This is a genomic window from Pseudomonas sp. L5B5 (assembly GCF_020520285.1).
In the GTDB taxonomy this organism is placed as follows: domain Bacteria; phylum Pseudomonadota; class Gammaproteobacteria; order Pseudomonadales; family Pseudomonadaceae; genus Aquipseudomonas.
Window position 1 is genome coordinate 1,435,062 of sequence record NZ_CP084742.1, and the last position, 14,489, is coordinate 1,449,550.

The 14,489-nt window shown below is 63.9% G+C and carries 13 protein-coding genes; 9 read left to right on the forward strand and 4 right to left on the reverse strand.

Features of this window, described 5'->3' with window-relative positions; translation table 11 throughout:
• Nucleotides 1–8 precede the first annotated feature (8 nt).
• The 3 genes from LGQ10_RS06440 to LGQ10_RS06450 all read right to left on the reverse strand — a co-directional run bounded on the left by LGQ10_RS06440 (nt 9) and on the right by LGQ10_RS06450 (nt 3,637).
• A complete protein-coding gene (locus LGQ10_RS06440) occupies nt 9–560 on the reverse strand; it encodes a hypothetical protein (RefSeq protein WP_226525008.1) in 552 nt (183 codons plus the stop codon).
• Nucleotides 561–698: 138 nt separating this feature from the next.
• A complete protein-coding gene (locus tag LGQ10_RS06445; protein WP_226525009.1) occupies nt 699–1,973 on the reverse strand; it encodes a Zn-dependent hydrolase in 1,275 nt (424 codons plus the stop codon).
• 173 nt (nt 1,974–2,146) lie between these two features.
• On the reverse strand, nt 2,147–3,637 hold the full coding sequence (locus LGQ10_RS06450; RefSeq protein ID WP_226525010.1) for an NCS1 family nucleobase:cation symporter-1: 1,491 nt from the start codon (nt 3,635–3,637) through the stop codon (nt 2,147–2,149).
• Nucleotides 3,638–4,255: 618 nt separating this feature from the next.
• On the opposite strand from LGQ10_RS06450, the gene hydA reads away from it, so the two are divergent.
• The 3 genes from hydA to preA all read left to right on the forward strand — a co-directional run bounded on the left by hydA (nt 4,256) and on the right by preA (nt 8,496).
• Nucleotides 4,256–5,695 carry a dihydropyrimidinase gene (gene hydA / locus LGQ10_RS06455; protein WP_226525011.1) on the forward strand — a complete coding sequence of 480 codons (1,440 nt, stop codon included), beginning with the start codon at nt 4,256–4,258 and terminating at the stop codon, nt 5,693–5,695.
• A gap of 156 nt (nt 5,696–5,851) precedes the next feature.
• On the forward strand, nt 5,852–7,219 hold the full coding sequence (locus LGQ10_RS06460; RefSeq protein ID WP_226525012.1) for an NAD(P)-dependent oxidoreductase: 1,368 nt from the start codon (nt 5,852–5,854) through the stop codon (nt 7,217–7,219).
• Nucleotides 7,216–8,496: an NAD-dependent dihydropyrimidine dehydrogenase subunit PreA gene (gene preA, locus LGQ10_RS06465; protein WP_226525013.1), complete on the forward strand. Its 1,281-nt coding sequence runs from the start codon at nt 7,216–7,218 to the stop codon at nt 8,494–8,496. The genes LGQ10_RS06460 and preA overlap by 4 nt, the downstream gene beginning before the upstream one ends.
• Before the next feature lie 117 nt (nt 8,497–8,613).
• On the opposite strand, the gene LGQ10_RS06470 is transcribed toward preA, so the two are convergent.
• Entirely contained in the window at nt 8,614–9,234 is a 621-nt protein-coding gene (locus LGQ10_RS06470; RefSeq protein ID WP_226525014.1) for a TetR/AcrR family transcriptional regulator, read from the reverse strand.
• A 307-nt stretch (nt 9,235–9,541) separates the two neighbouring features.
• On the opposite strand from LGQ10_RS06470, the gene LGQ10_RS06475 reads away from it, so the two are divergent.
• From LGQ10_RS06475 to LGQ10_RS06500, 6 genes are all read left to right on the forward strand, one after another.
• The gene (locus LGQ10_RS06475; RefSeq protein WP_226525015.1) at nt 9,542–10,264 is read left to right on the forward strand and encodes an Imm52 family immunity protein; all 723 of its coding nucleotides are present in this window, start codon (nt 9,542–9,544) and stop codon (nt 10,262–10,264) included.
• Between the two features lie 184 nt (nt 10,265–10,448).
• The gene (locus LGQ10_RS06480) at nt 10,449–10,883 is read left to right on the forward strand and encodes a GNAT family N-acetyltransferase (RefSeq protein WP_226525016.1); all 435 of its coding nucleotides are present in this window, start codon (nt 10,449–10,451) and stop codon (nt 10,881–10,883) included.
• 54 nt (nt 10,884–10,937) lie between these two features.
• Nucleotides 10,938–11,306, forward strand: a complete 369-nt coding sequence (copC, locus tag LGQ10_RS06485; RefSeq protein WP_058438577.1) for a copper homeostasis periplasmic binding protein CopC — start codon at nt 10,938–10,940, stop codon at nt 11,304–11,306.
• A gap of 3 nt (nt 11,307–11,309) precedes the next feature.
• The gene (gene copD, locus LGQ10_RS06490) at nt 11,310–12,167 is read left to right on the forward strand and encodes a copper homeostasis membrane protein CopD (protein WP_226525017.1); all 858 of its coding nucleotides are present in this window, start codon (nt 11,310–11,312) and stop codon (nt 12,165–12,167) included.
• A gap of 133 nt (nt 12,168–12,300) precedes the next feature.
• A complete protein-coding gene (locus LGQ10_RS06495) occupies nt 12,301–13,278 on the forward strand; it encodes a helix-turn-helix domain-containing protein (RefSeq protein ID WP_058438580.1) in 978 nt (325 codons plus the stop codon).
• A gap of 204 nt (nt 13,279–13,482) precedes the next feature.
• The gene (locus LGQ10_RS06500; RefSeq protein WP_058438582.1) at nt 13,483–14,487 is read left to right on the forward strand and encodes a phosphotransferase enzyme family protein; all 1,005 of its coding nucleotides are present in this window, start codon (nt 13,483–13,485) and stop codon (nt 14,485–14,487) included.
• The last annotated feature ends 2 nt before the right edge of the window (nt 14,488–14,489 follow it).

Genomic DNA, 14,489 nt, shown 5'->3' on the forward strand with positions numbered 1-14,489 from the left:
GACCGCCCCTAACGGTCACAAGGCTTGGAACCGCCGAACTCGGTTTTGCGCAGACAGAAGAAGCTGTTTTTCTTCAAGGTCAGCGGTGCCACGGCACAAGGCAGCACGGCCTGATTGACCTCGATCGACACCCGCTCGCCCTGCAACTCGCGCTCGTCCAGCCGCAGCTCGCAACTGCCCGCCTGGTCGCCTGCCGCGTAACCGATATTGCTGATCACCCGGTTGTCCAGCTTGATCACCAGGGGGTTCTGCGCCGCCGAACAGGCCGAGAGGCTGGGGTGGCGGGCGTTGATGCTCAGATGGTTGTCATCGCCGGTGGCCGCCGGGACCAGGGGAATGAACAGCAGCGACATCAGGTGGTGGGACGGCGCGGAGGTCAGCTTCACATACAGCGGCTCGGGCCCGCAGGCCAGCTTGAACGAAGTGCCCTGGTCATACCTTCCCTTGCTGGCGTCCTGCCAACCGCCGAGGCTGTCGGCCTTCCAGTCGTGGCCCCATTTGTAATCGATACAGCCCCCCAGGCTCAGGGCCAGGGCCAGACAAAACGCCATCCTGTGCATATCGGCATCCCGTACGAAAAGTTCGCCAGTGTACGTCAGTCGATCCGCACGGCATACGTGATGCCAATACCCGTGTAGCCGCTGCTGAGCCTGCGAAGCTGCGCACGAAGGGGCAGTCCTCGCAGGCCGGGGCGGCAGTCAGGGTTTCAGGCTGATGGCCTGGGAAGCGGCGAGCATGGCCCGCAGCAATACCGCACAACCAGCGGCGAGGTCGTCGGGATCGGCGTTCTCGATTTCGTTGTGGCTGATGCCGCCTTCGCAGGGCACGAAGATCATCCCCGCCGGGCCCAGTTCGGCGACGAAGATCGCGTCGTGCCCGGCGCCGCTGACGATGTCCATATGCGACAGGCCCAACCCTTGTGCTGCACCGCGTACCGCATCGACGCACACCGGGTCGAAATACAGCGGCGGAAAGTCCGCGGTGGGGGTCAGCTCGAAGCTCAGGCCGTGTTCTTCGCAGGTGGTGTCGATCACCTGGCGCACCTCGGCGATCATCGAGTCCAGGCGCGCCGGTTCCAAGTGACGGAAGTCCAGGGTCATGCGCACCTCGCCGGGAATCACGTTGCGCGAGCCCGGGTAGGCCTGCAGGCAACCGACGGTGCCGCAGGCATGGGGCTGGTGCCCCAGGGCGGCGCGATTGACCGCTGCCACCACGGCCGCAGCACCGACCAGGGCATCCTTGCGCAGGTGCATCGGGGTCGGGCCGGCGTGGGCTTCGACGCCGCGCAGCTTGAGGTCGAACCATTTCTGGCCCAGGGCGCCGAGTACCACGCCGATGGTCTTGCGTTCATCCTCAAGAATCGGCCCCTGCTCGATGTGCGCCTCGAAATAGGCCCCCACCGGATGCCCGCTGACCGGGCGCGTGCCGGCGTAGCCGATGGCGTTCAGCGCCTCGCCGACGCTGATGCCCTCGGCGTCGGTCCTGGCCAGGGTGTCCTGCAGGGTGAACTTCTCGGCGAACACCCCGGAACCCATCATGCACGGCGGGAAGCGCGAGCCTTCTTCGTTGGTCCACACCACCACTTCCAGGGGCGCTTCGGTCTCCAGCTTGAGGTCATTGAGGGTGCGCAACACTTCCACCCCGGCCAGCACGCCAAAGCAACCGTCGAACTTGCCACCGGTTGGCTGGGTGTCGATATGGCTGCCGGTCATCACCGGTGGCAGCTGCGGGTTGCGTCCGGGACGGCGGGCGAAGATGTTGCCGATGCCGTCCACGGTGACCGTGCACCCGGCCTCCTCGCACCAGGTGACGAACAGGTCGCGGGCCTGGCGGTCGAGGTCGGTCAGGGCCAGGCGGCAGACCCCGCCCTTGACCGTGGCGCCGAGCCGGGCCAGTTCCATGAGCGACTCCCAAAGGCGGTCGCGATTGATGTGCTGATGGCTGGATTGCAGAACATCGACGGCAGCGTTCATGGTGATCTCCTCAGGCTTTTCTGGTTGTGGTCGACGAGGTCGTGCTCGTCTTGGGTGTCACGGTTTTCGGTGCTCACCTGTAGGAGCGAGCTTGCTCGCGATTAGCCAGCAGACGTTACGCAATCCCCAAAGAGACAGCGTTGTTTGTACGTTCATCGCGAGCAAGCTCGCGCCTACAGAGTCGGGGTCTTGGCGGCCAGGCTCTGCGGTCTACGCATACTGCACAGGCCGTAGTAGATGATCCCGCCCAGGGCCGAACCGGTGAACCAGCCGTAGCTGTAGAACCAGTTGAACGCGTTGCTGCCCAGCGACATCAGGGTCAGCGCCACCGGCACGGCGAAGGCGATGAAGCCGTGCCAGTTCCACGCCGGGTAGACGTCATCGCGGTACAACCCGGCCAGGTCCAGGCGTTGCCTGCGGATGATGAAGTAGTCCACCACCATGATCCCGGCGATCGGCCCCAGGAGGCTGGAGTAGCCCAGCAGCCAGTTGGAATACACGGTTTCCAGGCTGACGTCGGACACCAGCAGGCCGAGTTTCTTCAGCAGTTCGTGGCCCATCAGCGCCAGCCCTACCAGGCCGGTGAGGATCACCGCCGTGGTACGGCCGATCAGCTTGGGGGAGATGTTCTGGAAGTCGTTGGTGGGCGAGACGATGTTGGCCGCGGTATTGGTCGAAAGTGTGGCAACGATGATCAACGCCATGGCCAGGGCCACCCAGCCCGGACTCTGGATATGCCCGATCAGGCTCACCGGGTCGGAGACCGTGACCCCCACCAGCTTGGCCGAGGCGGCGGTCATCACCACCCCCAGGGCGGCGAACAGGAACATGGTCAGCGGCAGGCCGAAGATCTGCCCCAGTACCTGGTCCCTCTGGCTCTTGGCGTAGCGGCTGAAGTCCGGGATGTTCAGCGACAAGGTGGCCCAGAAACCCACCATGGCCGTCAGCCCGGCCATGAAGTAGCCGGTGACGCTGGCGCCTTCAGGCCGCTTGGGCGGGATCGCCAGCAACTCGTCCAGCGACACGTTGGGCAAGGCCCACAGCAGCAGCCCGATGCCCACCGCCACCAACAGCGGCGCCGACAGGGTCTCCAGCCATTTGATCGACTCGGCACCGCGCAGCACCACCCACAGGTTGAGGGTCCAGAACAGCATGAATCCGATCACCTCGCCGGTCCCGCCCAGGGCTTTCCAGCCCTCGAAGATCGAGCCGAGGAACAGGTGGATGGCCAGGCCGCCAAACAGGGTCTGGATGCCGAACCAGCCGCAGGCCACCAGGGCACGGATCAGGCATGGCACGTTGGAGCCGATGATGCCGAACGACGAGCGCAGCAGCACCGGGAACGGAATGCCGTACTTGGTGCCGGCGAAGGCATTGAGGGTCAGGGGCAACAACACCACGATGTTGGCCAAGAGGATCGCCAGCAGCGCCTCGCCGACGCTGAGGCCGAAATAGGCGGTGAGCACCCCGCCCAGGGTGTAGGTCGGCACGCAGATCGACATGCCGATCCACAGTGCGGTGATGTGCCACTTGTTCCAGGTGCGTTCCTGGACCTTGGTCGGGGCGATGTCGTGGTTGTAACGGGGGCTGTCGAGTACGTCGCTACCGGCGTCCAGCTCGTACAAGCCGGCGCGTTCGGTCACCTGGGATCTGATCTGTTGCATGGCCGCTCCACTGTTGTTCTGATTATTTTGCTCATCAGGCCAGCGGACGATGGGATCGGGCGCCGGGTGATGGCCGGAGAACTGACGACTTCCATCCCCGGCGTGACGATCCCTGGCGGCACTCAATAAGTGTGCCGGTGAGCCAGGTTCGTGACAGATCGGTGGATAGAATCCATGTAAGCAACTGATGTAGCTCAGCTTTGTTCAAACAACTTTCAGGTCTTCGGTTAGTTGCCAGGCTACTCAGGCAAGGTAGCTGGCAAGTTGCCACTTAGATCAAGACCCAAATCGGTGCACCGCACTTTCAGCAATGATCTCCGCTTCGTTCTCGCACCTCTTCAAGCCGCTGATTGGACATGGAAAATTTCGACTATTTTTCGATCCTGTCAAGTGCGTCAAAATGGTGAGCGCCTGCACAATTTCTGGGATTTGTATTTTTTATCGTTAATTTTCAATTAGTTATATTCAATATAAGCTTATAAAAAATATTCTTGATGTTTCCTTTAAGTAAGACTAGCGTTTAATCCTGACACCGCTGACAGGATTATTTAGTTGTCAGTGCGTTCAATAAAAAGTTAGAACCGGCAAACAGTCGGTCATGCCTGCGAGGAACTCGGAATGTCTCTGTTGATCCGTGGCGCCACCGTTATTACCCATGATGAAAGTTATAAAGCCGATGTCTTGTGCGCAGAGGGCCTGATTAGAGCCATCGGCACTCACCTGGACATTCCCGCAGGCTGCGATGTGCTCGACGGCAGCGGCCAGTACCTGATGCCCGGCGGCATCGATCCCCACACCCACATGCAACTGCCGTTCATGGGCACCGTGGCCAGCGAGGACTTCTTCAGCGGAACGGCGGCTGGCCTGGCGGGCGGCACCACCTCGATCATCGACTTTGTGATTCCCAACCCGCAGCAATCGCTGCTGGAGGCCTTCCACCAGTGGCGCGGCTGGGCCGAGAAGTCCGCCAGCGACTACGGCTTCCACGTGGCCGTGACCTGGTGGAGCGAGCAGGTGCGCGAGGAGATGGCCGAGCTGGTGCGGCACCACGGGGTCAACAGCTTCAAGCACTTCATGGCCTACAAGAACGCCATCATGGCCGCCGACGACACCCTGGTGGCCAGCTTCGAGCGCTGCCTGGAACTGGGCGCGGTGCCCACGGTGCACGCCGAGAACGGCGAGCTGGTGTACCACCTGCAGCGCAAGCTGCTGGCCCAGGGCATCACCGGGCCGGAAGCCCATCCATTGTCGCGGCCATCCCAGGTGGAGGGTGAAGCCGCCAGCCGTGCCATTCGTATTGCCCAGACCCTGGGCACGCCGCTGTACCTGGTGCACGTCTCCACCCGCGAGGCCCTGGACGAAATCACCTATGCCCGGGCCCAGGGCCAGCCGGTCTACGGCGAAGTGCTGGCCGGGCACCTGCTGCTGGACGACAGCGTGTACCGCGACCCGGACTGGCAGACCGCCGCCGGCTACGTGATGAGCCCGCCCTTCCGCCCGCGCGGCCACCAGGAGGCACTGTGGCATGGCCTGCAATCGGGCAACCTGCACACCACCGCCACCGACCATTGTTGCTTCTGCGCCGAACAGAAGGCCGCTGGTCGTGAGGACTTCAGCAAGATCCCCAACGGCACCGCCGGCATCGAGGACCGCATGGCCGTGCTGTGGGACGAAGGGGTCAACAGCGGGCGCCTGTCGATGCAGGAGTTCGTGGCCCTGACCTCCACCAACACCGCCAAGATCTTCAACCTCTACCCGCGCAAGGGGGCGATCCGCGTCGGCGCCGATGCCGACCTGGTGCTGTGGGACCCGGCCGGCACCCGGACCATTTCCGCCAAGACCCACCACCAGCAGGTGGACTTCAACATCTTCGAAGGCAAGATCGTGCGTGGCATCCCCAGCCACACCATCAGCCAGGGCCGGCTGGTGTGGGCCGACGGCGACCTGCGGGCCGAGCGCGGCGCCGGGCGCTACATCGAGCGGCCGGCCTACCCGGCGGTGTTCGACCTGCTGGGCAAGCGGGCCGAAGCCCACAGGCCCATTGCCGTCAAACGCTGAGATCAGGGGGCTCTGCCCCCTATCGCGAGCAAGCTCGCTCCTACAAGAACGCAGTCCCCTGTAGGAGCGAGCTTGCTCGCGATCCGGGCGCCCGCGCCCGGTTGAAAAAACAATGCCCGCCAGAGGCATTCGATAAAAAAACCTGAGGCCAAAACCGTGATCAAGACCTTGAACCACTTGCCCCACCCGACCCTGGACGGCGCCACCCTCGCCGAGCATTTCAGCGACCTGGCGCCACCCCTGACCCCACGCCAGGCGCAGCTGGAAGCCTCGCGCTGCCTGTACTGCTACGACGCACCCTGCGTCAGCGCCTGCCCCAGCGAGATCGACATTCCCTCGTTCATCCGCAATATCCACACCGACAACGTCCAGGGCGCGGCGCAGAAGATCCTGTCGGCGAACATCCTCGGCGGCAGCTGCGCCCGGGTCTGCCCCACCGAGGTCCTGTGCCAGCAGGCTTGCGTGCGCAACAACGCCCAGGAATGCGCGCCAGTGCTGATCGGCCAACTGCAGCGCTACGCCCTGGACAACGCGCAGTTCAGCCAGCATCCGTTCCAGCGCGCCGCCGCCACCGGCAAGCGCATTGCCGTGGTGGGCGCCGGCCCGGCCGGGTTGTCCTGCGCCCACCGCTGCGCCTTGCACGGCCATGAGGTGGTGATCTTCGAGGCGCGGGAAAAGGCCGGGGGGCTCAACGAATACGGGATCGCCAAGTACAAGCTGGTGGACGATTTCGCCCAGCGCGAACTGGACTTCCTGCTTGAAGTCGGCGGCATCGAGATCCGCCATGGCCAGGTACTGGGCGACAACCTCAGCCTGACCGAACTGCACCAAGAGTTCGACGCGGTGTTCCTCGGCCTCGGCCTGGCGGCCAGCAAGCGCCTGGGCCTGGAACACGAGGACGCGCCCGGACTGCTGGCGGCCACCGACTACATCCGCGAGCTGCGCCAGGCCGACGACCTTGGCCAGTTGCCCCTGGCCGAGCGCTGCATCGTCATCGGCGCCGGCAATACCGCCATCGACATGGCGGTGCAGATGGCCCGCCTCGGCGCCCGCGACGTCAACCTGGTGTACCGCCGTGGCGCCGCCGACATGGGCGCCACCGGCCATGAGCAGGACATCGCCAAGGCCAACCAGGTGCGGCTACTGACCTGGGCCGCGCCTGAACAGGTATTGCTGGATGAACAGGGCCGGGTGCTCGGCATGCGCTTCGCCCGCACCCAGCTGGTGGATGGCCGCCTGCAGACCACCGGCGAAACCTTCGAGCTGGCCGCCGACGCGATCTTCAAGGCCATCGGCCAGGGCTTGGACAGCGCCAGCCTGGGCGATCCGCTGGCCCGGGAGCTCAAGCGCAGCGGCGAACGCATCGCCGTGGATGAGCAGCTGCGCACCAGCATTCCCGGGGTCTACGCCGGTGGCGATTGCACCAGCCTCGGCCAGGATCTCACCGTCCAGGCCGTGCAGCACGGCAAGCTGGCCGCCGAGGCCATGCATGCCCAACTCATGCTCAACGTGGAGGCTGCGTGATGGCCGATCTGTCGATTGTATTCGCAGGAATCAAGGCGCCCAATCCGTTCTGGCTGGCCTCCGCGCCGCCCACCGACAAGGCCTACAACGTGGTCCGCGCCTTCGAGGCGGGCTGGGGCGGCGTGGTCTGGAAAACCCTCGGCGAAGACCCGGCGGCGGTCAATGTGTCGTCGCGCTACTCGGCGCATTTCGGCGCCAACCGCGAGGTACTGGGGATCAACAACATCGAGCTGATCACCGACCGTTCACTGGAGATCAATCTCCGGGAAATCACCCAGGTGAAGAAGGACTGGCCGGACCGGGCACTGATCGTCTCGCTGATGGTGCCTTGCGTCGAGGATTCGTGGAAACACATCCTGCCCCTGGTGGAGGCCACCGGCGCCGATGGCATCGAGCTGAACTTCGGCTGCCCCCACGGCATGCCGGAACGCGGCATGGGCGCGGCGGTGGGCCAGGTGCCGGAGTACGTCGAGCAGGTGACCCGCTGGTGCAAGACGTATTGCTCGCTGCCGGTGATCGTCAAGCTGACGCCAAACATCACCGACATCCGCCAGTCGGCCCGCGCCGCCCATCGTGGCGGGGCCGATGCGGTGTCGTTGATCAATACCATCAATTCCATCACCAGCGTCGACCTGGAACGCATGGTGGCGCACCCGATGGTGGGCAGCCAGAGCACCCACGGCGGCTACTGCGGCTCGGCGGTCAAGCCGATCGCCCTGAACATGGTGGCCGAGATCGCCCGCGACCCGCAGACCCGTGGCCTGCCAATCTGTGGCATCGGTGGTATCGGCAGCTGGCGCGATGCGGCGGAGTTCGTGGCCCTGGGCTGCGGCGCGGTGCAAGTGTGCACGGCGGCGATGCTCCATGGTTTTCGCATCGTCGAAGAGATGCAGGATGGTTTGTCGCGGTGGATGGACAGCCAGGGCTACCACAGCCTGCAGGACTTCTCCGGGCGCGCGGTGGGCAACACCACCGACTGGAAGTACCTGGACATCAACTACCAGGTGATTGCCCAGATCGACCAGCAGGCCTGCATCGGCTGTGGGCGTTGCCACATCGCCTGCGAAGACACCTCGCACCAGGCCATCGCCAGCCTCAGGCAAGCCGACGGAACCCATAAGTACCAGGTGATCGACGAAGAATGCGTGGGCTGCAACCTGTGCCAGATCACCTGCCCGGTGCAGGACTGCATCGAGATGGTGCCGCAGCAGACCGGCAAGCCATTCCTCGACTGGCTGCACGACCCCCGCAACCCCCATCGCGAAACCACCCTGTAGCCGCTGCTGAGCTTGCGAGGCTGCGCACGAGGACGCAGTCCTCGCAGGTCCCGGGTATGGCGGGCGCTACGCACCCGTACGCAGCCTCGCTGGCGCTCGACAGCGGCTACAGGCGGGTCAGGGTTCCAGGCCGATACCGCGCAGGGTCACGCTGGTGACGGTCTGCACCGCGCGTTCGAATTGCAGGTCCGACAGCGGCTGGTGGTCGTTGAGGATGTTCACCTGGTGATCGAAGTCGGCGTAATGCTGGGTCGAGGCCCAGATCATGTACAACAGCGCCGAGGGCTCCACCGGCAGGATCCGCCCGTCCTCGACCCATTGGCGGATCTTGGCTTCCTTCATCTTCGCCCAGTCGTACAGGCTCTCATCCAGGGCGCTGCCCAGGGTCGGCGCGCGGTGCATGATCTCGTTGGCCCAGACCTTGGAGCCATGGGGGCGACTGCGCGAATGCTGCATCTTGGCGCGGATGTAGCTGCTGAGCACCACCCGCGGGTCGTCGAACATCTCGAAGCACAGGGCGTCCTGCTTCCACACCTCGAGCAGGTCCAGCAGCACGGCGCTGTAGAGTTCGTGCTTGGTGCTGAAGTAGTAATGCAGGTTGGAACGCGGCAGTTGCACCTCTTCGGCGATGTCGGCCATGGCGGTCCCGGCATAACCCTTTTCGGCGAAGACTTTCTCGGCACCCAGGAGGATCTTCTCCACGTTGTTGCGACGAATCTCGATCTTGTGATTGCCCATGAGGGCTCCTACGAAAACAGTCTGCGGCAAGACTAGCACCCTGGTAAGAGCACTTCTAACTCCAGCACTGCCGAGAAAGCCGGCTTGCTTGCCCGCCTGAAACGGCGCGGATCACCCGCGCCATTGCCGCGACGGCACGAACGGGCATGCAAGCTGATGCGACACACCACCAGATCACTTTTTCGTGTTAAATCACGCCCTGGCTGGCCTGCCCTCCGACTGAATCAGCGGCTCTTTGCACAAACAGCCAGGGAATCCGGGGCCACAAGGCAAACCTTCATGCAGGAAGCTTCCTTGCGGAGAACTCATGGACGAATTCAAGCGCTTCAATTTCAATTTGAGTTTCGACCGGCAGAAAATCGCTCAAGTCCCGGAACAACTCCAGATCCAGAGAAGCCTTGGTTTCTTGCGGGAGATCGGCAGGATCGACCCTATCCTCAAGCGCTGGTTCTTGTGCGCTGACAGCCGGAACAAGGGCCAGGAGCATGACGTGCTGCTCGATGAAGCCAGCTTTGTCCGCGAAGTGCAGTCCTGGAAAGATGACGACTTCGCCATCAATGACATGAGCTTTGTGCTCTGGAATGGGATATCCAACCCGCTCGAGGGTGGGCTCTCACTCAAGTACCACGCCAGGGACAGAGGCTCGCTACCCACAGGCCTGGAGTTTTCCGATGCAGGGGCATTGGTCCGCTGCTTGCAAAATCCTCGGCAAGGTCTGGTGGAGCTGATCAGCACGGCGCTTGAGTTCTGGCCGGAGATCGCCTGGGGTGTCGTGGCCCCCAACGCTTACTACCGCCGGCAACGAGCCTTCGCGGACAGGCAAACCGTCGGCTGGATCGGCTACTGCCCCCAGCCCTTGCTGGCGCAGGACTTTCCCCTGGTGGATGAGCTGCGCGCAACCCCGGCCCAAGGCAGCATCATTGTGACGTGCCCCGGCGTCATGGATGAACACAATGCACAACACCTGCAGAAAACCGCAGCCACCGATACCAGGCTGGTTGAGCTGGGGCTCTTGCCAATGCGCCATTGAAGACAACCCCGGGCTTTCATCGGGCTGCCTGTTTGGGTAGGATCGGCCTCCCGCTCATTTGCAGCCGTCACTGCAGTGCTCCGTCCAAGCGTTAATTCGCGACACGGGCATACAGGTCTCTGCCCAAATGCCGGCCTTGCCCCACCGCCGGCCATCTAATCAGTTACCAAGATGGACCCTCCACATGAAAATTCGCCCTCGCGTCGCTGCGGACGACGCCTTGCTGACCGCGCTCTGGGAGCGTTCGGTTCGCGCCACCCATGACTTCATCAGCGAAGACGACATCCAGCGCCTCTACCCGCTGATACGCGACAGCTACCTGCCGGCCCTGCAAGTGCTGGTCTGGGAGAACCCCGATGCCACGCCCGGTGGCTTCATCGCCACCGGCGACGACACCGTGCAGATGCTGTTCATCGAGCCGGCCCAGCGCGGCCAGGGCATCGGCCGCCAGTTGCTGGATCAGGTCCGGCAACCGGGCCTGAAGGTCGATGTCAACGAGCAGAACCCCCAGGCCCACGGCTTCTACCGGCACTACGGTTTCGTCGATTACAGTCGCTCGGAAACCGATGGCGAAGGCAAGCCGTACCCCATCATCCACATGCAGTTGCAAGACGCTTGAACCGCGCCGGCGCCCGAGCGGCGCCGGCTCCTTCTTTTCCAGAGGCAATCTGCCATGTCGTTGAAAACACTCTGCACCACCTCCGCCCTCCTCGCCTGCCTGCTGGCCACCGGTTCGGCGCTGGCCCACGCCCACCTGAAAGACACCACGCCCGCCGCCGACAGCAGTGCCAGCGCCCCCAGCGAGCTGCGCCTGAAGTTCAGCGAGGGTGTGGAAGCGGCCTTCACCCAGGTCGAGCTGAGCAAGGACGGCACACCCGTCGCACTCAAGGGCCTGGCCACCGATGGCGCGGACAAGAAGACCCTGATCGTCACCCCTGCCAGCGCCCCCTTGCCGGCCGGCACCTACAAGGTGCAATGGCACGCGGTGTCGGTGGACACCCACAAGAGCGAAGGCAGCTACAGCTTCAAGGTAAGCCAGTAACCCGTGGCCTCATGGCTGGTGCTGTGCCGCTTCGTGCATTTCGCCGCGATCCTGACCCTGATCGGGGCCTGGGGCTTGCGTCCGTTGCTGCTGGACCGAGGCCATGAAGTCGTGCAGCAGCGGTTGGACCGCGTGGCTCGCTGGCTGACCCTGGTCGGGCTTGGCAGCGGGCTGGCCTGGTTGCTGCTGATCAGCGCCAGCATGGCCGGTTCCTGGTCCGCCGCGCTGAACCCGGCGACCGTAGCCCTGGTGCTGGGCAAGACGTTCTTCGGCCAGGTCTGGACCTGGCACCTGGCGCTCAACCTGTTGCTGCTGGGCCTGCTGTTGACGCCACTGGGCCGGTATCTGCCACTGCGCCTGGGGCTGGCCGCCCTGCTCCTGGCGACGCTGGCCCCGGTGGGCCATGGCGCGATGTTCGAGGGTCTCAAGGGGCAGTTGCTGATCCTCAACCAGATCGTCCACCTAAGCTGCGTCGGCCTGTGGCTGGGCGGGTTGCTGGTGCTGCTGATGGTCCTGCGCCAACCGCAGTCGTCCATGGAGCCGCTGCTGCGGCGCTTCAGCGGCGTGGGCTATGTGCTGGTGGCGGGCCTGTTGGCCAGCGGCCTGATCAATGTGCGGATGCTTACCGGGCAGTGGTGGCCGACCCCACTGTTCAGCGGCTTCGCCCTGGTGCTGCTGGTCAAGGCCTTGCTGGTGGGCGGCATGCTGGCTCTCGCGCTCCTCAACCGCCTGCGCATCCGGGGCTGCGACCAGCGCCTGGGCAGCCTGCGCCGTAGCGTGGGCCTGGAGTGGTCGCTGGGCATCGCGGCAGTGGCCGCCGTCGCCCTGCTGGGCACCCTGCCGCCATTGCAAACCGCCTGAACCACCTTGTGTAGCCGCCTGCGACCGGGTGCGCAGGCTCGACAGCGGCTATGGGGTTTGCCAATTTTTGCTAGCAGGGGCGGTGTCATCGGCGCTAGGTTGAGAAATCTTCTGCAACGCCAAGGGTGACGGCATGAACGATGAGCCCGGTGTAGAGAAAGCGGTGCGGGTACGGAGGCATTCGACCGGCGATATCGATGAGCTGGCCTCCAGCGTCCGCGGCTGGGATCAGCGCTACGATCAGCTCGGCCCTGGCCGTTACTGCGGCAACCTCACCGAGTGCTGGATCGACGATCTGCAGGTCATTCACGAACGCTCCAATCGATGCCTCCATCAGATGGGCTATGCCTGGAGCGGAGCGCGGGTGTTCGGCATTCCCATGGCACAGTCCGGAGCCGCGCGCTTCGGCACCCAGATCATCGAAGCCGATGCGCCGGTCACTCTCGGACCAGGGCAGGAGCTGGACTATCGCACCCCCTCAACGCTCGACGTGATGTCCATTGTGCTGAGCGCCGACACTCTCTCGCAGCTGTCACTCACCCTCGATGGTTTCGACCTGGAGTCCGCTCTTGGTGGCAGCCTTTGCCTGGCCAGCGACACTGCCGGGCTCATGGAGCTGCGGGCCCTGCTGCAGTCGCTGTCCCAGGTGCTCAAGCTCACCCCCGAACTGCTCGCCTATCCTGCCGTGCGCAAAGGCCTGCGCCATACATTGTTGACGTCGTTGCTGGGAGCCTTCTCGAACCAGGACAACAGGCACGAAAGCAATCAACGCACGCTCCAGCACAAGCTCATCGTCGAACGCGCCAAGCAATACATCTTCGAGACCCCCCAGGACCCCCTGACCATCGCCGAACTGTGCGCCATGATCGGCGTGAGCCGTCGTACCCTGCAGACGTGCTTCCAGAAGATCATGGGCACCAATCCCGTCCACTACCTGCGTGCAGTCCGCCTGAATCAGGTGCGACGCGCCCTCCGGCAAAGCACGGTCCACGAGCTGCAAGTCCAGGACATCGCCTGCAGCTGGGGCTTCTGGCACCTGAGCAGCTTCACCGCGGACTACAAGCGCATGTTCGGCGAGCTGCCTTCGCAAACCTTGCACAGATCCCGCTGAAACCGACGCAACGACAGCGCCTATCCTGCCGGATGCCCTTTGCCAAGGTTGCACAAACTTGCCGATATCCGCTAACGCCCGCTGGTGCTCCATTTCATGATGGGAAGCGTTTGCAGGACGAGTCTGCCCGCGCCCGGGGATCCGCTGGTGCACCAGTGCCAGCCAAGACTCCCGCGACCCCATGAGAACAACAAGGAGACTTGCATGGACACCGCCAATGAAGTTGTGCGCAAGGACTACCTGACACGAGTGGCACGCATGGCCCTGCCACGCTGGAACATTGCCCAGGATGCGCAGCTGCATCTGCTCAGTCTCTCGGAGAATGCCCTGTTTCTGGTGAGCGCCGGTCATCGCAGTTGGGTGTTGCGACTGCATCGTCAGAGTTATCACAACCTGGCCGCGGTTCGCTCCGAACTGGCCTGGATGCGAGCGCTGCGCAACGAAGCAGGGGTCGAAACCGCGATCGCCGTATCCGGCAGGGACCGCCACCTGGTGCAGCAGGTGACGGTCGAACCCGAAACAGAGCCCAGGATGCTGGTGCTGTTCGACTTCATCCCAGGCTCTGCGCCCGAGCCGGACAACCTGCTCGACGCCTTCGGGCAACTGGGGTCCATCACCGCGCGCATGCATCGACACTCACGGCAATGGCAACGCCCCGCGTTTTTCCAACGCCAGGTCTGGGATCACCAGGGGGCCTTCGGCGATACGCCGATCTGGGGCCATTGGCGATCAGGGTTCAACGCGCGTGAACCGGGACGTGCCATTCTCGAACAAGCCGAGCAACGGGTGCGCCAGCACCTTGAACGCTATGGCAAGGCGTCGGACCGCTTCGGACTCATCCATAGCGATTTTCGCTTGTCGAACCTGCTCTTCGACCACGGCCGGGCCAGGGTCCTGGATTTCGATGACAGCGGTTTCGGCTGGTACCTGTACGACCTTGCCTCCTCGGTGACCTTTCTGGAGAACCATCCGGATATCGAGAAGATCGTCGCTGCCTGGCTTGCCGGCTATCGCCAGGTCGAGCCATTGGGTGAGGAACATGTGGCGCTGATCCCGACCCTGATGATGTTCCGCATGCTGATCGTCATGGGCTGGGCTGGCTCGCACCCGCGCAGCGACCTCGCTCTGGAAATGCGGCAAAGGTATACCGCCAGCGCCGTCGATTTCGCCCGCCGATATCTCGCAGGCCAAGCCCTGCGCGGAATCTGACG